Here is a 21,415-nt window from a genome sequence, read left to right as displayed (position 1 = left end):
AGATGAGTTTGAATGAAAGGAAAATCGTGCGTTCGTTTGGGAATTACATGCAAGAGTGGCTTTATGGAGAAAAGGGGTATTACAGAAAGGCGCTAATCGGTCAAAAAGGGGATTTTTACACTTCGGTGTCTTTGAGTAAGTTTTTTGGGGGCGCTATGGCGTTTTATATCATCAAGCTTTTAGAAGAAGAAAAATTATTTTTGCCTTTAAAAATTGTAGAAATTGGCGCTCATCATGGGCATTTTTTGAGCGATATAGCCAGTTTTTTAAACGCTTTGAGCGTGGGCGTAATGGAAAAATGCGAGTTTGTCAGCTGCGAGCCTTTAAAGGAATTGCAAAAACTCCAACGAACCATTTTCAAACAAGCCACGCAATTGGATTTGATGATCTGCGATCTGAAAGATCTATATTTCAAGGGGCATGAAAATGCGTTTGTTATCTCTAATGAATTGTTTGACGCATTCGCTTGTGAGATTGTTAAAGATAACAAAATGCTTTTTATTACCCATGATCATCAGGGCGTTTGGGGCGATATTAATGAACCCACTAAAGAACTTCTTAAAAATTTGGATTTAAAACAAGGGTGCGCGCCGTTGTTTTTAGAGGCTTTCATTAAGGATTTGTTAGAAAAATTAAATCAGGCTTCTTCTTGGGTGTTTTTGAGCTTTGATTATGGCGATGAAACAGAGCGAAAGGACCTGCATTTAAGGGCTTTTAAAAACCACCAAGTATTAGATTTTAAGGATATTTTAAACCATCTGGCTTCTTTGTATCAGCAAAGCGATTTGACCTATGATGTCAATTTTTCTTTGGTGCACTTTTTGTTTGAAAAACACCACGCGCGATTTTCATTCTTTAAAACGCAGGCTAACGCTTTATTGGATATGGGGCTTATGGGATTGTTAGAAACATTTTCAAAGAGCGTGAGTTATGAAAGGTATTTAAAAGAAGCGGCTAAAATCAAGCCCCTAATTAGCCCTGGGGGCTTGGGGGAGCGTTTCAAAGCGTTAGAGTTTGTGAAAAAAAATAAAATGTAAATTAAAAGCATTTTGACAATCTAATAATAATTAATAATAATAATAAAGAGTTTGCGTATTTTTAAAGGGGGAAAGGTAAGAGCGTCAGGACATTTTAATGAAAAAGTTGATTAAAATGCTAAGTTATAGTAAAGAAGGAAGGAATATAATACGCCTTTCGCTCTTACCTTAAGCGGCATTATACCAAAAAAAAAAAAAAGATGTTATTTGAGCTTTATTTTTAACATTCTGTTTTTCTTTTTTATAAAATGAAACACTTTTTGAGTTTATTTATTTATTTAATATTGGTGTTTAAAAGAAAGAATTGCTATAATTTGAAATAATTTAAGTCTATTGATGAGGTAAAAGGGGTTTTTTGAAAATTTTTCTTTCTTGCAAGTCTTTGTTGATTCAAAGGAGTTTGGAATTTTATTTGAGCGATTGTCTCTCTTCTGTGGAAGTTTGCGATCTTGTTTTAAGCGATGATGAAACGCTAGAGATTAATAAGCCCCTATGCTTTATAGAAGAGCATTTAAGAAAGCCTTTCACCAAACAAAGCGTGAAAGAAGATGTAAAAAATTTTTATCGCACTTTAAAGACTAGCGAAAAACCTTGCGAAGAAATGAAAATTTCTAAAGAGCAAAAGATTCAGCAATTACTAGAAGAATACACCCAAAAATTATGCCAAATCATCAGCCAGTAAAAAAATTTAAGATCATTGGGGGGGCTTGTAAGGGATTAGGCTTGAATTTGCCTAACATTTCTAGCACGCGCCCCACCAAAGCGATCGTAAGAGAGTCGTTTTTTAACACCTTGCAAGCAGAAATTATAGGAGCGCATTTTATAGAAGTGTTTTCAGGCAGCGCTTCTATGGGTTTAGAGGCTTTGAGTAGGGGGGCTAAAAGTGCGGTGTTTTTTGAGCAAAATAAAGACGCTTATAAAACGCTTTTAGAAAATATTTCCCTTTTTAAAAACCGCCTGAAAAAGGAAATGGAAATTCAAACCTTTTTAGATGACGCTTTCAAGCTTTTGCCCGCTCTGTGTTTAAAAAATGGCGTTTTGAATATCCTTTATTTTGATCCTCCTTTTGAAACGAGCGGGTTTTTAGGGATTTATGAAAAGTGTTTTCAAGCTTTAGAAAGGTTATTGAAACGCTCTAATCCAAAAAATCTTTTAGTGGTTTTTGAGCATGAAAGCCTGCATGAGATGCCTAAAAGTCTTGTAACTTTAGCTATAATCAAACAGAAAAAATTCGGGAAAACCACTTTAACTTATTTTCAATAGGAATAGGCATGGCAGAAGAACAAGAAAATACCGCACAACAACCCCAAAAAAAAAGCAAAGCCCTTTTATTTGTCATTATTGGAAGCGTGCTAGTGATGCTTTTATTGGTGGGGGTGATTATCATGTTGCTTATGGGGAATAAGGAAGAATCTAAAGAAAACGCTTCTAAAAACACCCAAGAAGTCCAAGCTAATCCTATGGCGAACAAGAATCAAGAGGCTAAAGAAGGCTCTAATATCCAGCAATATCTGGTGCTTGGGCCTTTGTATGCGATTGATGCGCCTTTTGCGGTGAATTTGGTCTCTCAAAATGGCAGACGCTACCTTAAGGCTTCTATTTCGTTAGAATTGAGTAATGAAAAGCTTTTAAATGAAGTCAAGGTTAAGGACACAGCGATTAAAGACACGATTATAGAAATTCTATCGTCTAAAAGCGTGGAAGAAGTGGTTACCAACAAGGGCAAAAACAAGCTTAAAGATGAAATTAAGAGCCATTTGAATTTGTTTTTGATTGATGGCTTTATTAAAAATGTCTTTTTCACTGACTTTATCATCCAATAATTTTAAATGATTGGCATAGATATTGTCTCTATTGCTAGGATAGAAAAGTGCGTGAAACGCTTTGAAATGAGGTTTTTAGAGCGTTTTTTATCGCCAAGCGAGATTGTTTTATGCAAGGATAAATCTAGCAGTATCGCCGGGTTTTTCGCACTCAAAGAAGCTTGCTCTAAAGCCCTTCAAGTGGGCATTGGTAAGGAATTGAGCTTTTTAGATATGCGTATTTCTAAAAGCCCTAAAAACGCCCCCTTAATCACCCTTTCCAAAGAAAAAATGGATTATTTTAATATCCAAAGCTTGAGCGCGAGCATCAGCCATGACGCTGGTTTTGCGATAGCGGTTGTGATGGTTTCTTCGTCAAATAGATAAATAACGTGCTCTAAAAACCCCCTAACATTCTGTTTTAAAAAACGCTAGCTGTTTAAAAACACTAAAAACCTTTTTCAAATCGTTTTGATAACAAATTGTAAATAAATAAGATTAATTTTCAATTCTTAAGCTGATTATAATAATTATTCTTATAGTATGCATCGGTTTGAATTAAATGAGAAAGGTTATCATAATGAATGGTTATTTGAGGGTAAAAACCCCATATTTTTTAGCGTCGGTCGTTTTGACTTTTTGGACTTTTAGTTCTTTTATGATCGCAAAAGATAAGCACCATTTTTTAAAAAAAGTTACAACCACCGAGCAAAAATTCAATCCAAGTGCACCGCTTTCATATCAAAGCGAAGAGGTGCGCAATTCCACAAGCTCTCGCACGGTGATTTCCAACAAAGAACTCAAAAAAACGGGTAATTTGAATATTGAAAACGCCTTGCAAAATGTGCCAGGAATTCAAATCAGAGACGCTACAGGCACAGGCGTGCTGCCTAAAATTTCGGTGCGCGGTTTTGGTGGGGGCGGTAACGGGCATAGCAACACGGGCATGATTTTAGTCAATGGTATCCCCATTTATGGCGCGCCGTATTCTAATATTGAACTGGCGATTTTCCCTGTAACTTTCCAGTCAGTGGATAGGATTGATGTGATTAAGGGTGGCACGAGCGTCCAATACGGCCCTAACACTTTTGGAGGCGTGGTGAATGTTATCACTAAAGAAATCCCTAAAGAGTGGGAAAATCAAGCGGCTGAAAGGATCACTTTTTGGGGGCGATCCTCTAATGGGAATTTTGTCGATCCCAAAGAAAAAGGCAAGCCTTTAGCCCAAACCTTAGGCAATCAGATGCTGTTTAACACTTATGGGCGAACGGCTGGGATGTTTGGTAAGTATGTAGGCATTAGCGCTCAAGGCAATTGGATTAATGGGCAAGGTTTTAGGCAAAATAGCCCTACAAAGGTGCAGAATTACTTGCTTGATGCGATCTATAAGATTAATGCGACCAATACTTTTAAAGCTTATTACCAATATTATCAATACAACTCTTACCATCCAGGCACTTTGAGCGCGCAAGATTATGCCTATAACCGCTTTATTAATGAACGCCCTGACAATCAAGATGGAGGGCGAGCCAAGCGCTTTGGGATCGTGTATCAAAACTACTTTGGCGATCCGGATAGGAAAGTGGGGGGCGATTTTAAATTCACTTATTTCACGCATGACATGAGTAGGGATTTTGGTTTTTCCAACCAATACAAAGCGTGTATATGAGCAGTCAAAATAAGATTTTACCCTTTAAAGGAAAAGGAGAAATTAGCACGAAAAACCCTAATTGCGGTTTGTATTCTTATAGCGACACGAATAGCCCTTGCTGGCAATTTTTTGACAATATCCGCCGATTCGTAGTGAATGCCTTTGAGCCAAAACTCAATCTTATCGTCAATACCGGTAAAGTCAAACAAACTTTTAACATGGGAATGCGGTTTTTAACTGAAGATTTATACCGCCGATCCACCACTAGGAAAAATCCTAGCACGCCTAATAATGGGAGTGGGTTTGATGCAGGAACTTCACTCAATAATTTCAACAATTATACCGCCGTGTATGTCAGCGATGAAATCAATTTCAATAACGGCATGCTAACGATCACGCCAGGCTTGAGATACACTTTTTTAAATTACGAAAAAAAATACGCTCCCCCTTTTAAAGCAGGTCAAACAGGAAAAACCATTAAAGATCGTTATAACCAATACAATCCGGCGCTGAATGTCGGCTATAAACCCATTAAGGATTGGTTGTTTTATTTCAATTATCAAAGAAGCTACATTCCGCCCCAATTCAGCAATATCGGTAATTTTGTAGGCACAAGCACGGATTATTTTCAAATCTTTAATGTCATGGAGGGCGGTTCAAGATATTATTTCAACAATCAAGTGAGTTTTAATGCGAATTATTTTGTGATTTTTGCAAATCACTATTTTACCGGGCGCTATGGGGATAATAAAGAGCCGGTCAATGCGAGATCGCAAGGCGTGGAGCTGGAACTCTATTACACGCCTATTAGAGGGCTTAATTTCCATGCGGCTTACACTTTTATAGACGCTAATATCACCAGCCACACGATGGTTACTAACCCTGCTAATCCTAAAGGGCCTAAAAAAGATATTTTTGGCAAAAAGCTCCCTTTTGTCAGCCCGCACCAATTCATTTTAGACGCGAGCTACACTTACGCTAAAACCACGATTGGGTTGAGTTCTTTCTTTTATAGCCGTGCTTATAGCGATGTGTTAAACACCGTGCCTTTTACAGAATACGCACCCACGATCAAAAACGGCGCTATCACTACCAAAACAGCGGGCATGACGCCGTACTATTGGGTGTGGAATTTGCAAATTTCTACCACTTTGTGGGAACGCAAAAAGCAAAGCGTTAATGCGAGCTTGCAAATCAATAACATTTTTAACATGAAATATTGGTTTAGCGGGATAGGCACTAGCCCTAACGGGAAAGAAGCCGCACCTCCCAGAAGCATCACAGCGTATGTGAGCTATAATTTTTAAGGCTTAACATTTATGGCTGTAATGGCTTGAGCAGTAGGGTATAAAAGACAACCCTTTGTTTTAAACGCTCCCTTAGAGCGCAGTAATTAGGGCAAAAGATTTTTACGCAACGCCAGAAATTTTTGGAATGGTTTTTGTGGATTGTGTGGGCGAGTTCATGGATGATGACATAATCAATCGCTTCTTTTTGAGTGCAAACCAGTAAAAGAGCAAAACTCAAGCGGTTATGATAAGAGCAACTCCCCAAAACTTTAGCGTTATTTCTAATATTAAAACCGGTATAGGAAGTTTGCATTTTTTGAGCGATTAAGGGGAGTTTTTGCTCCAAATAAGTTTTTAAGATTTTTTTAAGCTCTGTTAGGGTGTAATCGTTGGCGTTTTTGACCTCATCAAACACAAGGATTTTGTTTTGATAGGTTTCTAGGCGCGAGTGTAAAAGGGAGTGTTTTTCTTGCATCGCTAAAAAGGTTTTTTTTAGCCAAGCTTCTTGTTCTTTTAAAAAAGCGTTCGCTCTAGTTTGAGAGCAAGAATTGGGCATTTTTAGAATCACTTCTAAAGAGGGCGTGATATTCAAGCTCAGGGTTTTGATTTTTTCACTTTTTTGAATGGTAATAGGAATATCATCTAACATGATGCGTATTTTACTAAAATTTGCGCTAGAATGTAAGTCTGTTTAATATTGATTTTATTTGCATTAAGAATTAAGGCTAACATGCGTGTTTTTATTATTCATTTAAGCCCCAAAACCTGTCACAATTTTTCTTTAAAAGAAACTCATATAACCCCCCTTTTAGAGAGCCTTAAACTTCAAGGGATCTCTTATGAAATTTTTGATGCGATTTATTCTAAAATCTCTCCCACTCAATTGCACCCCTTGATTTTAGAGCATTTGCACCCTTCTTTTATGGTTGAAGATTTATTGGCTTTTTGTAAGAATAAAAAACACCCCCCTTGCACGTTCAAAAATTTCTTTTACGCGCTCAAGCATTGCGGGAAGAGGATGGGGTTTGGGGAGCTTGGGTGTTATGCGAGCCATTATTCCTTGTGGCAAAAATGCATAGAACTCAATGAAGCGATCTGTATTTTAGAAGATGATATTATTATAAAAGAGCGTTTTAAAGAGAGCCTGGAGTTTTGCCGCCAGCACATCAACGAATTAGGCTATATCCGTTTGATGCATTTAGAAGAAAATGTGGCTAAACAAAAAACTCCCGTTAAAGGGGTTTCTCAAATCTTAAATTTTAAAGATGGCATTGGCACTCAAGGGTATGTTTTAGCCCCCAAAGCCGCGCAAAAATTATTGAAATACAGCGCGAAAGAATGGGTGATGCCTATAGATTGCGTGATGGATAGGCATTATTGGCATGGGGTCAAAAATTATGTGTTAGAAGAATTTGCGATTGCTTGCGATGGAATGAATTCTCAAAATTCCAACACAGAAAAACAAAGGCCTAAAAAATTACCTTTAAGCATTAGGATTGGCCGTTTTTTGCATAAAAGCGCGGTTAAAATCTTGGATAAAGTTTTTAGGTATAGCCCAAAAATTAATCAGAATTGGCAAACATTAGAATAAGTCTTTGAGCATTTCTTGCATGATAGGGGAAGTTTCATTCAATTGATTTAAAGGCTTAGCGGTTTGTATCTAAATAAAGCAATAAAGTAATAATCGTTATTAAACATGCTATATTTCTTTTTTTATAAAACTAAATATTATTGAATAAAACTAGGGAGTTAGAATGATCTTAAGAAGAGTTACTGAAGCTTTAGAAGCGTATAAAAATGGTGAAATGCTTATTGTTATGGATGATGAAGACAGAGAAAATGAGGGGGATTTGGTTTTAGCCGGGATTTTTTCCACCCCTGAGAAAATCAATTTCATGGCCACGCATGCTAGGGGGTTGATTTGCGTGTCTTTGACCAAAGATTTAGCAAATAAATTTGAATTACCCCCTATGGTTAGCGTGAATGATTCTAACCATGAGACCGCTTTCACGGTTTCTATTGATGCTAAAGAAGCCAAAACCGGGATTTCTGCTTTTGAAAGGCATTTAACGATTGAATTATTGTGTAAAGACACCACCAAGCCTAGCGATTTTGTGCGCCCGGGGCATATTTTTCCTTTAATCGCCAAAGATGGAGGCGTGTTAGCGCGCACGGGCCATACTGAAGCGAGCGTGGATTTATGCAAATTGGCTGGATTAAAGCCCGTGAGCGTGATTTGTGAAATCATGAAAGAAGACGGCTCTATGGCGAGGAGGGGGGATAAATTTTTGAGCGATTTTGCCCTAAAGCACAACCTCAAAACCCTCTATGTTTCTGATTTGATTAGCTATCGTTTGGAAAATGAAAGTTTGCTGAAAATGTTTTGCCAAGAAGAAAGGGAATTTTTAAAACACCAAACGCAATGCTACACTTTTTTAGACCACCAGCAAAAAAACCATTACGCTTTTAAGTTTAAGGGCACAAAAACCAATGATTTAGCCCCTTTAGTGCGTTTCCACCCTATCAAAGAGGATTTTGATTTTTTAACGACTGGCGCGTTTGAAGCGTTTTTTAAGGCTTTAGAATATTTAAAGCGCGAAGGGGGCTATTTGATCTTTATGAACACGCATTCTAAAGAAAACAATATCGTTAAAGATTTTGGGATCGGGGCGTTAGTGTTAAAAAATTTAGGGATAAAGGATTTCAGGCTTTTAAGCTCTTCTGAAGACAGGCAGTATAAGGCTTTGAGCGGGTTTGGGCTTAAGCTTGTAGAAACGATTAGCCTTTAAGAGGCTTGTTAAGTTTTATTGAATGTGTTGTAATGTTTTTAAGGTATAATAAACTCTTTTTAAGTCAAGCAATAAAGTTTGCAACCTGATGAGAGTAATAATAGAGTTTATGCTGATTTCATTAAAAACATTCCTAAAAATATTATTGAAAATATTCCTAAAAACCTTCCAAAAGATTTGGGTAGTTTGCGTGGTGGTTTGGGGGTTGGGCTGTAGTTTTTTAAACGCTAACAGCATTCAATTAGAAGAAACGCTCAAACGAAGCCCTAAAAATCTTATTTGGCAACACTTTAAAAAGAAGTTTAAAAAGAGCAATACGATCCCTTATGCCCCAAATAGCCGTTGGAAATATTTAGGCACGAGTGTTGGGATTTTGGGCGTGTCGTTGGTGATAGGGATTGTGGGGTTGTATCTCATGCCAGAGAGCGTAACGAATTGGGATAAGGAAAAGTTTGGGATCAAAAGTTGGTTTGAAAATGTCCGCATGGGGCCAAAACTAGACAATGATAGTTTTATTTTTAATGAAATTTTGCACCCTTATTTTGGGGCTATGTATTATATGCAACCGCGCATGGCTGGGTTTGGCTGGATGGCATCAGCGTTTTTTTCTTTTATCACTTCTACGCTTTTTTGGGAATATGGCTTGGAAGCGTTTGTGGAAGTGCCTAGCTGGCAGGATCTAGTGATCACGCCTTTATTAGGCTCCATTTTAGGGGAAGGGTTTTATCAGCTCACGCGCTATATCCAACGCAACGAAGGCAGGCTTTTTGGCTCTTTATTTTTAGGGCGTTTGGTTATCGCTCTTATGGATCCTATCGGTTTTATCATTAGGGATTTAGGGCTTGGGGAAGCTTTAGGGATTTATAATAAACATGAAATCCGTTCTAATTTAAGCCCCAATGGTTTGAATTTGACTTACAAATTTTAAGAATTTAAAATTTAAGAAAATTATAAAGAGTTTTGATAGAATACCTTTTTTTAAAAGACGCGTTTTAAAACTAATTTTAGGAGTATCCTTGAAACGATTAGAAGTCTCTAACCAAGCCAAATTACCCACTCAATTTGGGGAGTTTTATATCCAGTGTTTTAGAGAAAAGGGTTCTAATGGCTCTAAAGATCATTTAGTGATTTTCACCCCTAATTTTTCTCAAAACCCCTTAGTGCGTTTGCATTCAGAATGCTTAACGGGTGATGCTCTAGGCTCTCAAAAATGCGATTGCGGAGGGGCGTTGCAAATGGCGTTAGAAAGGATTTCTAAAGAAGGGGGGCTAGTGATTTATTTGCGCCAAGAAGGGCGTGGGATAGGGCTATTTAATAAAGTCAATGCCTACGCTTTACAGGATAAAGGCTATGATACCATTCAAGCCAATGAAATGATAGGGTTTAAAGACGATGAAAGGGATTATAGTGTTGCGGGTGAAATTTTAGAATATTACGGCATTAAAAAAATGCGCTTACTCACGAATAACCCTAAAAAAATCGCCGCTTTAGAAAAATACGCTGAAGTAACAAGAGAGAGTTTGATCGTGTGCGCTAACGAACACAATCAAGGGTATTTGGAAGTCAAAAAGCTCAAAATGGGGCATTTATTGTGAAAATTATGAGCGCTTTAAAGAGGTTTTAAAAATATTAAAATCATGCTTTAAAAGATTGAATATAAGGGTAAATGATGGTAGAAGTGCGATTTTTTGGACCCATAAAAGAAGAAAATTTTTTCATCAAAGCGAATGATTTGAAAGAATTAAGAGCGATTTTACAGGAAAAAGAGGGCCTAAAAGAGTGGTTGGGCGTTTGCACGATAGCCCTTAATGATCACTTAATAGACAATTTAAACACGCCTTTAAAAGATGGCGATGTGGTAAGTTTGTTGCCACCGGTTTGTGGGGGCTAGGTGTTAAAAATCATTCAAGGGGCATTGGATACTGACAAGCTTTTGAAAGCCTATCAAGAGGAAGCTTGCATTAAAAACTTTGGAGCGTTTTGTGTGTTTGTGGGGATTGTGAGAAAAGAGGATAACATTCAAGGCTTGAGTTTTGATATTTATGAAGCGCTATTAAAGACTTGGTTTGAAAAATGGCACCATAAAGCCAAAGATTTGGGCGTGGTGTTAAAAATGGCGCACAGCCTGGGCGATGTTTTGATAGGACAAAGCTCATTTTTATGCGTTTTAATGGGAAAGAATAGAAAAAACGCCTTAGAACTATACGAAGATTTTATTGAAGATTTTAAGCGTAACGCCCCTATTTGGAAATACGATTTGATTGATAATAAACGCATTTACGCTAAAGAAAGAAGCCACCCTTTAAAAGGGAGCGGGCTTTTAGCTTAAAAAGGAGTTAAAGTGCAAACGATTCATATAGGCGTTTTGAGCGCGAGCGATAGGGCGTCAAAAGGGATTTATGAAGATTTAAGCGGGAAGGCGATACAAGAAGTGTTGAGCGAATATCTGCTCAATCCTTTAGAATTTCATTATGAAATTGTCGCTGATGAAAGGGATTTGATTGAAAAATCGCTCATTAAAATGTGCGATGAATACCAATGCGATCTAGTCGTTACTACAGGAGGCACAGGCCCTGCTTTAAGAGACATAACCCCAGAAGCCACAGAAAAGGTGTGCCAAAAAATGCTTCCTGGTTTTGGAGAGCTTATGCGAATGACTAGCTTAAAATACGTGCCTACAGCGATCCTATCGCGCCAGAGCGCTGGCATTAGGAATAAGAGTTTGATTATCAATCTTCCTGGTAAGCCAAAAAGCATTAGAGAGTGTTTAGAAGCGGTTTTTCCAGCAATTCCTTATTGCGTGGATTTGATTTTAGGGAATTACATGCAAGTGAATGAAAAAAACATTCAAGCGTTTCGCCCCAAACAATAGGATAAAAAAATGCCGCTCACTCATTTGAACGAAGAAAATCAGCCTAAAATGGTGGATATAGGGGATAAGGAAACCACTGAAAGAATCGCTCTAGCAAGCGGTCGTATCAGCATGAATAAAGAGGCTTATGACGCTATTATCAATCATGGCGTCAAAAAGGGTCCGGTGTTACAGACCGCTATTATTGCTGGGATCATGGGGGCTAAAAAGACAAGCGAGCTCATTCCCATGTGCCATCCAATCATGCTCAATGGGGTGGATATTGATATTTTAGAAGAAAAAGAGACTTGTAGTTTTAAACTCTATGCGAGAGTCAAAACTCAAGCTAAAACGGGCGTAGAAATGGAAGCGCTAATGAGTGTGAGCGTAGGGCTTTTAACCATTTATGACATGGTGAAAGCCATTGATAAGAGCATGACAATTAGCGGTGTGATGTTGGAATATAAAAGTGGAGGCAAAAGCGGGGATTATAACGCTAAAAAATAGAAAAAAACTAATAATCTAAAGATGTTAGGGTAAAATAACATTTTGACAACAAAAGCGTGTTGGTTGCTTTGTTGTTATAGAAGTCTAAAATATTACAATCAAGGATAGAACAATGAAAGCAAATAATCATTTTAAAGATTTTGCATGGAAAAAATGCCTTTTAGGCGCGAGCGTGGTGGCTTTATTAGTGGGATGCAGCCCGCATATTATTGAAACCAATGAAGTCGCTTTGAAATTGAATTACCATCCAGCTAGCGAGAAAGTTCAAGCGTTAGATGAAAAGATTTTACTTTTAAGGCCAGCTTTTCAATATAGCGATAATATTGCTAAAGAGTATGAAAACAAATTCAAGAATCAAACCGCGCTCAAGGTTGAACAGATTTTGCAAAATCAGGGTTATAAGGTTATCAATGTGGATAGCAGCGATAAAGACGATTTTTCTTTCACGCAAAAAAAAGAAGGGTATTTGGCGGTTGCTATGAATGGCGAAATTGTTTTACGCCCCGATCCTAAAAGGACCATACAGAAAAAATCAGAACCCGGGTTGTTATTCTCCACCGGTTTGGACAAAATGGAAGGGGTTTTAATCCCGGCTGGGTTTATTAAGGTTACCATACTAGAGCCTATGAGTGGGGAATCTTTGGATTCTTTTACGATGGATTTGAGCGAGTTGGACATCCAAGAAAAATTCTTAAAAACCACCCATTCAAGCCATAGTGGGGGGTTAGTTAGCACTATGGTTAAGGGAACGGATAATTCTAATGACGCGATCAAGAGCGCTTTGAATAAGATTTTTGCAAATATTATGCAAGAAATAGACAAAAAACTCACTCAAAAGAATTTAGAATCTTATCAAAAAGACGCCAAGGAATTAAAAGGCAAAAGAAACCGATAAAAAACCGATCAAAAAAGTAAGTCAAAGAACGCTTGGACAGATTGCTTAAAAAGGGGTTTTTAGCGTTCTTTTTGAGCGTGTATTTAAGGGCTGATGATCTGGTTACTTATACGATTGCAAAAGAAGAATATCTAGGATACCAGCGGTTTTTAGCCAAGAAGTGTTTAAGGGGTAAAACCCACCCCCCATGTTTTGCTGAGCCTAAAAAGCCTAAAAGAAAACTTTTTAACATAGACAAAAGCTCCCATTATTATGGCACAAGCGTGGTGCAAATGTCATGGCTACAGAGTAGGGAAAAATTTGAAAACCATTCAAAATACCGAAACATTCCTTTTGCTGAAGTCAGTTTGATTTATGGCTATAAACAATTTTTTCCTAAAAAAGAGCGCTACGGCTTCCGTTTTTATGTCTCTTTGGATTATGCTTATGGGTTTTTTCTTAAAAATAAAGGCGTTTTAGGCGATAGTTTGAGGGAGAGTTCGCAAATCCCTAAAAGCTATAGAGAAAAGTTGCAAAGAAAAGAGACTTTTATCAACGCTATTTTTTATGGCGCGGGAGCTGACTTTTTATACAAACGCGCTTTCGGAACGCTGATTTTAGGGATGAATTTCGTGGGCGAAACCTGGTTTTATGAAACAAAGATTTTTAAAAAGTGGGCTAAAGATCCTTCAAGCGTTTATCACCCCTACATGTTTCAAGTGATGTTGAATGTGGGGTATCGTTACCGCTTTTCAAGGTATAAGAATTGGGCGATAGAATTTGGTGCGCGCATCCCTTTTTTAACCAATGATTATTTTAAAACCCCTTTATACACCCTTCATTTCAAGCGCAATATTTCTGTCTATCTCACTTCAACTTATGATTTTTAGTTTTTTAAATTTTTGAAAACCAGAATTAAAACCGCTTTTTATAAACCGGAATTAAAACAAATTAAGCTATAATGATACAAAAATTTAATTTTTTAACCATTAAGGAAAAAAATGAATCTTGAAGTGAAAAAGATTGACACCGCTAACGCCCGTTTGAGCGCTAAACCTTCCATTGAAAATTTAGAAAAGCGTTATGATAAAATCGCTCAAAAAATCGCCCAAAAAGTTAAAATTGATGGCTTTAGAAGAGGTAAAGTCCCCCTTAGTTTAGTGAAAACCCGTTATCAAGCCCAAATTGATCAAGACGCTCAAGAAGAAATGATTCAAGAGGTTTTGAAAAACGCTTTTAAGGAATTAGGGATTGAAAATAAGGATTTAATCGGTAGCCCCAATCTCACTAAATTTGAAAAAAAAGACACGCATTTTGAAATAGAAGCGGATATTGGCTTAAAACCCACGATTGTTTTAGACAAGATCAAAGAGTGCGTGCCTAGCGTGGGAGTGGAAATCCCCAATGAAGAAAAAATTAATGAGCGTTTGAAACAGCTCGCTAAAGATTACGCGAAATTTGTGGATACTGACGCTCAAAGAAAAGCCCAAAACGACGATAAATTAATAATTGATTTTGAAGGTTTTATAGATAATGCACCTTTTGAAGGGGGCAAGGCTGAGAATTTCACTTTGATTTTAGGCAGTAAGCAAATGCTAGAATATTTTGAAAAGGCTCTTTTAGGCATGCAAGCGGGTGAAGAAAAAGAATTCCCTTTGACTTTCCCTAGTGGATACCACGCAGAGCATTTAGCCGGCAAAGAAGCCCTTTTTAAAGTGAAATTGCACCAGATTCAAGCGCGTGAAGCGTTAGAAATCAATGACGAACTCGCTAAAATCGTCTTAGCCAATGAAGAAAATGCGACTTTAGAGCTTTTAAAAGAAAGGGTTGAAGGGCAATTGTTTTTAGAAAATAAAGCCAGGCTCTATAATGAAGAGTTGAAAGAAAAATTGATTGAAAATTTAGATGAAAAGATCGTTTTTGATTTGCCTAAAACGATCATAGAGCAAGAAATGGATTTGTTGTTCAGGAACGCTCTTTATTCCATGCAGGCTACGGAAGTCAAATCCTTACAAGAAAGTCAAGAAAAAGCCAAAGAAAAGCGTGAGAGCTTTAGGAACGATGCGACAAAAAGCGTGAAAATCACTTTTATCATTGACGCTTTAGCGAAGGAAGAAAAAATTGGCGTGCATGATAATGAAGTCTTTCAAACTTTGTATTATGAAGCGATGATGACAGGGCAAAACCCAGAAAGTCTCATTGAGCAATACCGCAAAAATAACATGTTAGCGGCGGTGAAAATGGCGATGATTGAAGATAGGGTGTTGGCTTATTTGTTGGATAAAAACTTGCCTAAAGAGCAACAAGAAATTTTGGAAAAAATGAGGCCTAACGCTCAAAAAACTCAAGTGGGTTGAACAGCTAAAAAGGAGAGATGATGGGATACATTCCTTATGTAATAGAGAATACCGATCGTGGGGAGCGCAGCTATGATATTTACTCGCGCCTTTTAAAGGATCGCATTGTTTTATTGAGCGGTGAGATTAATGACAGCGTGGCGTCTTCTATCGTGGCCCAACTCTTGTTTTTGGAAGCTGAAGATCCTGAAAAAGACATTGGCTTGTATATCAATTCTCCCGGTGGGGTGATAACAAGCGGTCTTAGCATTTATGATACGATGAATTTTATCCGCCCTGATGTTTCCACGATTTGCATCGGTCAAGCGGCTTCTATGGGGGCGTTTTTACTGAGCTGTGGGGCTAAGGGCAAGCGCTTTTCATTGCCTCATTCAAGGATTATGATCCACCAGCCTTTAGGGGGGGCTCAAGGGCAAGCGAGCGATATTGAAATCATTTCTAACGAGATCCTCAGGCTTAAGGGTTTGATGAATTCTATTCTAGCTCAAAACTCAGGGCAGAGCTTGGAACAAATCGCTAAAGACACGGACAGGGATTTTTACATGAGCGCCAAAGAAGCTAAAGAGTATGGCTTGATTGATAAAGTGTTGCAGAAAAATGTGAAGTGATTGCATGGCGTTACTAGAGATTATCCATTACCCTTCTAAAATCTTAAGAACGATTTCTAAAGAGGTTGTTTCTTTTGATGCAAAACTCCACCAACAGCTAGACGACATGCATGAGACTATGATCGCTAGTGAGGGGATAGGGCTAGCCGCTATTCAAGTGGGCTTGCCTTTAAGAATGCTCATCATCAATCTCCCGCAAGAAGACGGCGTGCAACACAAAGAAGACTGCTTGGAAATCATTAACCCTAAGTTTATAGAAACTGGGGGGTCAATGATGTATAGAGAGGGGTGCTTGTCTGTGCCGGAATTTTATGAAGAGGTGGAGCGTTTTGAAAAGGTTAAGATAGAGTATCAAAACCGCTTCGCTGAAGTGAAAGTTTTAGAAGCGAGCGAGCTTTTAGCGGTAGCCATTCAGCATGAGATCGATCACCTTAATGGCGTGTTATTCGTGGATAAATTATCCATTTTGAAGCGTAAGAAATTTGAAAAAGAACTCAAAGAGCTGCAAAAAAAACAAAAACACAAGTAATAACCATGATTAACACGATATTTTGCGCGACCATGCAAAGGGGGGTGGCAGAAATCGTGGCTGTGGAGGCGACTTTCACAAGGGCTTTGCCGGCGTTTGTGATTTCAGGCTTGGCTAATAACTCTATCCAAGAAGCCAAGCAACGGGTCCAATCGGCTTTACAAAATAACGATTTCACTTTCCCGCCTTTAAAAATCACCATCAACCTTTCCCCTTCAGATTTACCCAAATCCGGGAGCCATTTTGATTTGCCTATCGCTCTTTTAATCGCTTTGCAAAAACAAGAGTTGGCTTTTAAAGAGTGGTTTGCTTTTGGGGAGTTAGGGCTTGATGGCAAGATCAAACCCAATCCTAACATTTTCCCCATGCTTTTAGATATTGCCATTAAGCACCCCCATGCTAAAATCATTGCGCCTAAGGCTAATGAGGAGCTTTTTTCGCTTATCCCTAATTTGCAATGCTTTTTTGTGGATCATTTTAAAGAAGCTTTAGAAATTTTGCAAAACCCTGAAATCAAAGCAGACACCCACACGAAAAAACTACCCTTTAAAACGATAGAATTGAACGATAAAGAGTATTATTTTTCAGACGCCTATGCCTTGGATTTTAAAGAAGTTAAGGGGCAAGCTGTCGCTAAAGAAGCCGCTTTAATCGCTAGCGCTGGGTTTCATAACTTGATTTTAGAGGGAAGTCCAGGGTGTGGGAAAAGCATGATTATTAATCGCATGCGTTATATCTTGCCTCCCTTAAGCCTGAATGAAATCCTAGAAGCGACAAAATTACGCATTTTAAGCGAGCAAGACAGCGCCTATTACCCTTTAAGGAGTTTTAGAAACCCTCACCAAAGCGCTTCAAAATCCAGCATTTTAGGCTCAAGCTCTTTAAAAGAGCCAAAACCTGGCGAAATCGCGCTAGCGCATAACGGCATGCTTTTTTTTGATGAATTGCCCCATTTTAAAAAGGATATTTTGGAAGCTTTAAGAGAGCCTTTAGAAAACAATAAATTGGTGATCTCACGAGTGCATAGCAAGATTGAATACGAAACCTCTTTTTTATTTGTGGGGACTCAAAACCCTTGTTTGTGCGGGAATTTACTCAGCGCGACCAAAGCATGCCGTTGCCAAGACAGAGAAATCGCGCAGTATAAAAACCGCTTGAGCGAGCCTTTTTTGGATAGGATTGATTTGTTTGTGCAAATGGAAGAGGGGAATTATAAAGACACGCCATCGCATTCTTGGACTTCAAAAGAGATGCATGAATTAGTATTATTAGCTTTCAAACAGCAAAAGTTAAGGAAACAGAGCGCTTTTAATGGTAAGCTTAACGAAGAGCAGATCGAACGATTTTGCCCTTTAAATTTTGAAGCAAAAAAGTTGTTAGAGCAGGCGATTGAAAGGTTTAATCTGTCCATGCGTTCTGTCAATAAGGTTAAAAAAGTCGCTAGAACGATTGCGGATTTAAACGCTTGCGAGAATATAGAAAAATCTCACATGCTTAAAGCGCTGAGTTTTAGAAAGATTTCTTAAAAGGATTTTTATAAGGGAGAGAAAATGCAAGAATACCACATTCACAATTTGGATTGCCCTGATTGCGCGTCTAAATTAGAAAGGGATTTAAACAAATTAGACTATGTGAAAAAAGCTCAAATCAATTTCAGCACCAGTAAGCTGTTTTTGGATACGAGCGATTTTGAAAAGGTTAAGGATTTTATTAAGCAAAACGAACCGCATTTGAGTCTGTCTTTTAAAGAAGCCGCAGAAAAGCCCTTGAGTTTTACCCCACTCATCGCCACAATCGCTGTCTTTTTAGGCGCGATTTTAATCTTACACCTTGAACCTAGCCCTTTCATTGAAAAAGCGGTGTTCGTGGTATTAGCTTTAGTGTATCTAGTGAGCGGTAAAGATGTGATTTTAGGGGCGTTTCGTGGGCTTAGAAAAGGGCAATTTTTTGATGAAAACGCTCTCATGCTCATTGCGACTATCGCGGCTTTTTGCGTGGGGGCTTATGAAGAGAGCGTCTCTATCATGGTGTTTTATTCAGCGGGCGAATTTTTGCAAAAACTCGCTATCGCTCGCTCTAAAAAATCCCTTAAGGCTTTGGTGGATGTCGCCCCTAATTTAGCCTACTTGAAAAAGGGCGATGCATTAGTGAGCGTTGCGCCTGAAGATTTAAGAATTAATGACATTGTGGTGGTGAAAGTCGGCGAAAAAGTGCCTGTTGATGGCGTGGTGATCAAGGGCGAAAGTTTGCTAGATGAAAGGGCGTTGAGTGGGGAGTCCATGCCTGTTAATGTCAGCGAACGCTCTAAAGTTTTAGGGGGGAGCTTGAATTTAAAGGCGGTCCTTGAAATTCAAGTAGAAAAACTTTATAAAGATTCTTCTATCGCTAAAGTGGTGGATTTAGTCCAACAAGCCACGAATGAAAAGAGCGAAACGGAGAAATTTATCACTAAATTTTCACGCTACTACACCCCGAGCGTTTTATTCATTGCTTTAATGATTGCTGTATTACCGCCCTTGTTTTCTATGGGGAGCTTTGATGAGTGGATTTATAGGGGGCTTGTGGCTTTAATGGTGAGCTGTCCTTGCGCGTTAGTGATTTCTGTGCCTTTAGGGTATTTTGGAGGCGTGGGAGCAGCGAGCCGAAAGGGCATTTTAATGAAAGGCGTGCATGTTTTAGAGGTGCTTACCCAAGTTAAAAGCATCGCTTTTGATAAAACCGGCACTTTGACTAAAGGCGTTTTTAAAGTAACAGATATTGTGCCGCAAAACGGGCATTCTAAAGAAGAAGTTTTGCATTACGCTTCTTGCTCGCAGCTTTTATCCACGCACCCGATCGCTTTATCCATTCAAAAAGCATGCGAAGAAATGTTAAAGGACGATAAGCACCAGCATGACATTAAAAATTATGAAGAATTGAGCGGGATGGGGGTTAAAGTGCAATGCCATACGGATCTAATCATCGCAGGGAATGAAAAAATGCTCGATCAATTCCATATCGCGCACAGCCCTTCCAAAGAAAACGGCACGATCGTGCATGTGGCTTTTAACCAAACTTATATCGGCTACATCGTCATTAGCGATGAGATTAAAGATGACGCCATAGAGTGCTTAAGGGATTTGAAAGCGCAAGGGATAGAAAATTTTTGCATTTTGAGCGGGGACAGGAAAAGCGCGACTGAAAGCATCGCTCAAACTCTAGGCTGTGAATATCATGCGAGCTTGTTGCCTGAAGAAAAAACGAGCGTGTTTAAAACCTTTAAAGAACGCTATAAAGCCCCGGCGATTTTTGTAGGCGATGGCATCAATGACGCTCCGACTCTAGCGAGCGCTGACGTGGGGATTGGCATGGGGAAAGGCTCAGAATTGAGCAAGCAAAGCGCAGACATTGTGATCACTAATGACTCCTTAAGCTCTTTAGTGAAAGTTTTAGCGATCGCTAGAAAAACTAAAAGCATTATTTGGCAAAATATTTTGTTTGCTTTAGGGATTAAGGCGGTTTTTATCGTGCTAGGGCTTATGGGGGTAGCGAGCTTGTGGGAAGCGGTTTTTGGCGATGTGGGGGTTACGCTTTTAGCCTTAGCCAATTCCATGCGCGCGATGAGGGCTTAAAGCCTTGATCGTATCATTAGCCATTTAGAAGGGGGGCAAAATGCATAAAATAGAGCGCGTTATCTTTTTTAAAACCATTCAAAAGAACGCATGGACGCATTAATGCTGCCCTCAAATTGGCAAAGAGTAAGGCTTGGGGATATTGGCAAACCATGCATGTGTAAAAGAGTTATGAAACATCAAACAACACGATATGGCGAAATTCCATTCTATAAAATAGGCACATTTGGCAACACCGCTGATGCCTTTATTTCAAAAAAGCTATTTTTAGAATACAAAACAAAATATTCTTTTCCAAAAAAAGGCGATATTTTAATCTCTGCTTCCGGAACTATTGGTAGGGCAGTCATTTATGATGGAAAACCCGCTTATTTTCAAGACTCAAATATTGTTTGGATTGACAACGATGAAACATTAGTAAAAAATGATTTTTTATTTTATGCTTATTCTAATATTAAATGGAATACAGAACATACAACTATCTTAAGACTTTATAACGATAATTTTAGAAATACTTTAATCCCCCTACCTCCCCTAAACGAACAAATCGCTATCGCTAACATTTTAAGCGATGTGGATCGTTATCTTTATTCTTTAGACGCCCTCATTCTTAAAAAAGAGGGCGTTAAAAAAGCTTTAAGCTTTGAACTATTGAGCCAAAGAAAACGCTTGAAAGGCTTCAATCAAAATTGGCAAAGAGTGAGACTTGGGGATGTTGCCAACTATTTAACATCAAATTTAAACGTAGAACAAATCACGCAACAAGGAAAAATTAAAGTCTATGATGTGAATAATTTCATAGGCTATACAGATACAACTTTCATTAGTGATAAGCCTTATATTTCTATTGTTAAAGATGGCAGTGTAGGCAGAGTAAGGATTTTGCCGCCTAAAACAAATATTTTATCTACTATGGGGGCGTTAATTGCTAATTATAAGACAACAACAGAGTTTTTATTTTATTTGTTATCTAATTTTGATTTTAAAAATTTCACAAGCGGTAGCATAATACCGCATATTTATTTCAAAGATTATAAAGAAAAGACTATTTTTTTACCCCCTCTAAACGAACAAATCGCTATCGCTAACATTTTAAGTGCTTTGGATAATGAAATCATTAGCCTTAAAAACAAAAAACGCCAATTTGAAAACATCAAAAAAGCTTTAAACCACGATTTAATGAGCGCTAAAATCAGGGTTTTAAAACAATAAGTTTTACAACAAGAATAAAACCTAAAAAAGGCTAAAAAGCATTTTTACAATCAATAATAAAAGAGCTTGATTTTAATCAAGCGATAATTTCTTAAGGCGGTCTTCTTGGGGTTAGGGGATACTTAATTGTAAGGGGAGAATTATTTCAAAATACCCCCTATCCCCTTATAAAATGAGTTTTAGATAAAAGTTTGAAATGAGTTTTTGAGTTTTGTGATAAGTTTAATAAAACAAATTTTAAAATGACAAAACAAAAAAGCCCATTTTTAAAAATAAAAGTTTTAGTATCACAGAGCCA

23 protein-coding genes and 1 pseudogene are annotated in these 21,415 nt (G+C 38.1%); 23 read left to right on the top strand and 1 reads right to left on the bottom strand.

Annotated elements, in window-relative coordinates; translation table 11 throughout:
• Positions 1-26 precede the first annotated feature (26 nt).
• The 6 genes and pseudogenes from HG567_RS03835 (at position 27) to HG567_RS03810 (ending at position 5,797) form a co-directional block, all read left to right on the top strand.
• Positions 27-1,037 carry a class I SAM-dependent methyltransferase gene (locus HG567_RS03835; RefSeq protein WP_202140237.1) on the top strand — a complete coding sequence of 337 codons (1,011 nt, stop codon included), beginning with the start codon at positions 27-29 and terminating at the stop codon, positions 1,035-1,037.
• 355 nt (positions 1,038-1,392) lie between these two features.
• Entirely contained in the window at positions 1,393-1,719 is a 327-nt protein-coding gene (locus HG567_RS03830) for a dihydroneopterin aldolase (RefSeq protein ID WP_202139259.1), read from the top strand.
• Positions 1,698-2,300, top strand: coding sequence for a 16S rRNA (guanine(966)-N(2))-methyltransferase RsmD (gene rsmD / locus HG567_RS03825; protein ID WP_202139258.1), 603 nt, complete (start codon positions 1,698-1,700; stop codon positions 2,298-2,300). The genes HG567_RS03830 and rsmD overlap by 22 nt, the downstream gene beginning before the upstream one ends.
• Before the next feature lie 8 nt (positions 2,301-2,308).
• Complete coding sequence (gene fliL, locus HG567_RS03820; protein ID WP_156539329.1) at positions 2,309-2,860, top strand: flagellar basal body-associated protein FliL; 552 nt, start codon at positions 2,309-2,311, stop codon at positions 2,858-2,860.
• A 6-nt stretch (positions 2,861-2,866) separates the two neighbouring features.
• Positions 2,867-3,226, top strand: coding sequence for a holo-ACP synthase (gene acpS / locus HG567_RS03815; RefSeq protein ID WP_001960684.1), 360 nt, complete (start codon positions 2,867-2,869; stop codon positions 3,224-3,226).
• Between the two features lie 193 nt (positions 3,227-3,419).
• Positions 3,420-5,797, top strand: a pseudogene (locus HG567_RS03810) (TonB-dependent receptor family protein).
• A gap of 10 nt (positions 5,798-5,807) precedes the next feature.
• Here the strand turns inward: HG567_RS03810 and HG567_RS03805 are convergent.
• Positions 5,808-6,428 (bottom strand): M48 family metallopeptidase, encoded by a 621-nt coding sequence (locus HG567_RS03805; RefSeq protein ID WP_202139256.1) that lies wholly within the window; start codon positions 6,426-6,428, stop codon positions 5,808-5,810.
• Positions 6,429-6,509: 81 nt separating this feature from the next.
• Between HG567_RS03805 and HG567_RS03800 the strand changes: the two genes are divergently transcribed.
• The 17 genes from HG567_RS03800 (at position 6,510) to HG567_RS03725 (ending at position 21,117) form a co-directional block, all read left to right on the top strand.
• Positions 6,510-7,370 (top strand): glycosyltransferase family 25 protein, encoded by an 861-nt coding sequence (locus HG567_RS03800; protein WP_202139255.1) that lies wholly within the window; start codon positions 6,510-6,512, stop codon positions 7,368-7,370.
• Between the two features lie 163 nt (positions 7,371-7,533).
• A complete protein-coding gene (locus HG567_RS03795) occupies positions 7,534-8,568 on the top strand; it encodes a bifunctional 3,4-dihydroxy-2-butanone 4-phosphate synthase/GTP cyclohydrolase II (protein ID WP_202139254.1) in 1,035 nt (344 codons plus the stop codon).
• 78 nt (positions 8,569-8,646) lie between these two features.
• The gene (locus tag HG567_RS07770) at positions 8,647-8,784 is read left to right on the top strand and encodes a hypothetical protein (RefSeq protein ID WP_237392948.1); all 138 of its coding nucleotides are present in this window, start codon (positions 8,647-8,649) and stop codon (positions 8,782-8,784) included.
• On the top strand, positions 8,759-9,496 hold the full coding sequence (locus tag HG567_RS03790) for a DUF3943 domain-containing protein (RefSeq protein ID WP_237392968.1): 738 nt from the start codon (positions 8,759-8,761) through the stop codon (positions 9,494-9,496). The genes HG567_RS07770 and HG567_RS03790 overlap by 26 nt, the downstream gene beginning before the upstream one ends.
• Before the next feature lie 88 nt (positions 9,497-9,584).
• Positions 9,585-10,163 (top strand): GTP cyclohydrolase II, encoded by a 579-nt coding sequence (gene ribA, locus HG567_RS03785; protein ID WP_015644228.1) that lies wholly within the window; start codon positions 9,585-9,587, stop codon positions 10,161-10,163.
• Positions 10,164-10,237: 74 nt separating this feature from the next.
• Entirely contained in the window at positions 10,238-10,459 is a 222-nt protein-coding gene (locus HG567_RS03780) for a MoaD/ThiS family protein (RefSeq protein WP_198935923.1), read from the top strand.
• Complete coding sequence (locus tag HG567_RS03775) at positions 10,460-10,897, top strand: molybdopterin synthase catalytic subunit (RefSeq protein WP_120889142.1); 438 nt, start codon at positions 10,460-10,462, stop codon at positions 10,895-10,897. It begins immediately after the preceding gene.
• Between the two features lie 12 nt (positions 10,898-10,909).
• Positions 10,910-11,440 (top strand): molybdopterin adenylyltransferase, encoded by a 531-nt coding sequence (gene mog / locus HG567_RS03770; RefSeq protein WP_001193314.1) that lies wholly within the window; start codon positions 10,910-10,912, stop codon positions 11,438-11,440.
• Positions 11,441-11,449: 9 nt separating this feature from the next.
• On the top strand, positions 11,450-11,926 hold the full coding sequence (gene moaC / locus HG567_RS03765; RefSeq protein WP_001131537.1) for a cyclic pyranopterin monophosphate synthase MoaC: 477 nt from the start codon (positions 11,450-11,452) through the stop codon (positions 11,924-11,926).
• 112 nt (positions 11,927-12,038) lie between these two features.
• On the top strand, positions 12,039-12,821 hold the full coding sequence (gene hpaA / locus HG567_RS03760) for a flagellar sheath lipoprotein HpaA (RefSeq protein WP_202140202.1): 783 nt from the start codon (positions 12,039-12,041) through the stop codon (positions 12,819-12,821).
• A gap of 32 nt (positions 12,822-12,853) precedes the next feature.
• On the top strand, positions 12,854-13,690 hold the full coding sequence (locus HG567_RS03755; protein ID WP_202140201.1) for an outer membrane protein: 837 nt from the start codon (positions 12,854-12,856) through the stop codon (positions 13,688-13,690).
• A 111-nt stretch (positions 13,691-13,801) separates the two neighbouring features.
• Positions 13,802-15,157, top strand: coding sequence for a trigger factor (gene tig, locus HG567_RS03750; protein WP_202164012.1), 1,356 nt, complete (start codon positions 13,802-13,804; stop codon positions 15,155-15,157).
• 20 nt (positions 15,158-15,177) lie between these two features.
• Positions 15,178-15,765 (top strand): ATP-dependent Clp endopeptidase proteolytic subunit ClpP, encoded by a 588-nt coding sequence (gene clpP / locus HG567_RS03745; protein ID WP_000540573.1) that lies wholly within the window; start codon positions 15,178-15,180, stop codon positions 15,763-15,765.
• Positions 15,766-15,769: 4 nt separating this feature from the next.
• On the top strand, positions 15,770-16,294 hold the full coding sequence (def, locus tag HG567_RS03740) for a peptide deformylase (protein WP_202140199.1): 525 nt from the start codon (positions 15,770-15,772) through the stop codon (positions 16,292-16,294).
• A gap of 5 nt (positions 16,295-16,299) precedes the next feature.
• On the top strand, positions 16,300-17,820 hold the full coding sequence (locus HG567_RS03735; protein WP_202140198.1) for a YifB family Mg chelatase-like AAA ATPase: 1,521 nt from the start codon (positions 16,300-16,302) through the stop codon (positions 17,818-17,820).
• A gap of 24 nt (positions 17,821-17,844) precedes the next feature.
• Entirely contained in the window at positions 17,845-19,905 is a 2,061-nt protein-coding gene (locus HG567_RS03730) for a heavy metal translocating P-type ATPase (protein ID WP_202164011.1), read from the top strand.
• A gap of 90 nt (positions 19,906-19,995) precedes the next feature.
• Positions 19,996-21,117 carry a restriction endonuclease subunit S gene (locus HG567_RS03725; RefSeq protein ID WP_202164010.1) on the top strand — a complete coding sequence of 374 codons (1,122 nt, stop codon included), beginning with the start codon at positions 19,996-19,998 and terminating at the stop codon, positions 21,115-21,117.
• Positions 21,118-21,415: the final 298 nt, after the last annotated feature.

It is taken from the genome of Helicobacter pylori (assembly GCF_016755635.1).
GTDB lineage: Bacteria > Campylobacterota > Campylobacteria > Campylobacterales > Helicobacteraceae > Helicobacter > Helicobacter pylori_CQ.
Note: the sequence above shows the minus strand (reverse complement) of the source record. Positions and strands in the feature narration are given on the sequence as shown.

Excerpts from the sequence above, each read along its gene's own strand:
- HG567_RS03795 (WP_202139254.1), top strand. The coding sequence starts at position 7,534 with ATGATCTTAAGAAGAGTTACTGAAGCTTTAGAAGCGTATAAAAATGGT.
- HG567_RS03725 (WP_202164010.1), top strand. The coding sequence starts at position 19,996 with ATGGACGCATTAATGCTGCCCTCAAATTGGCAAAGAGTAAGGCTTGGG.
- HG567_RS03780 (WP_198935923.1), top strand. The coding sequence starts at position 10,238 with ATGGTAGAAGTGCGATTTTTTGGACCCATAAAAGAAGAAAATTTTTTC.
- def (WP_202140199.1), top strand. The coding sequence starts at position 15,770 with ATGGCGTTACTAGAGATTATCCATTACCCTTCTAAAATCTTAAGAACG.
- HG567_RS03805 (WP_202139256.1), bottom strand. The coding sequence starts at position 6,428 with ATGTTAGATGATATTCCTATTACCATTCAAAAAAGTGAAAAAATCAAA.
- moaC (WP_001131537.1), top strand. The coding sequence starts at position 11,450 with ATGCCGCTCACTCATTTGAACGAAGAAAATCAGCCTAAAATGGTGGAT.
- rsmD (WP_202139258.1), top strand. The coding sequence starts at position 1,698 with ATGCCAAATCATCAGCCAGTAAAAAAATTTAAGATCATTGGGGGGGCT.
- clpP (WP_000540573.1), top strand. The coding sequence starts at position 15,178 with ATGGGATACATTCCTTATGTAATAGAGAATACCGATCGTGGGGAGCGC.
- fliL (WP_156539329.1), top strand. The coding sequence starts at position 2,309 with ATGGCAGAAGAACAAGAAAATACCGCACAACAACCCCAAAAAAAAAGC.
- hpaA (WP_202140202.1), top strand. The coding sequence starts at position 12,039 with ATGAAAGCAAATAATCATTTTAAAGATTTTGCATGGAAAAAATGCCTT.
- HG567_RS03735 (WP_202140198.1), top strand. The coding sequence starts at position 16,300 with ATGATTAACACGATATTTTGCGCGACCATGCAAAGGGGGGTGGCAGAA.
- acpS (WP_001960684.1), top strand. The coding sequence starts at position 2,867 with ATGATTGGCATAGATATTGTCTCTATTGCTAGGATAGAAAAGTGCGTG.
- HG567_RS03800 (WP_202139255.1), top strand. The coding sequence starts at position 6,510 with ATGCGTGTTTTTATTATTCATTTAAGCCCCAAAACCTGTCACAATTTT.
- tig (WP_202164012.1), top strand. The coding sequence starts at position 13,802 with ATGAATCTTGAAGTGAAAAAGATTGACACCGCTAACGCCCGTTTGAGC.
- HG567_RS03730 (WP_202164011.1), top strand. The coding sequence starts at position 17,845 with ATGCAAGAATACCACATTCACAATTTGGATTGCCCTGATTGCGCGTCT.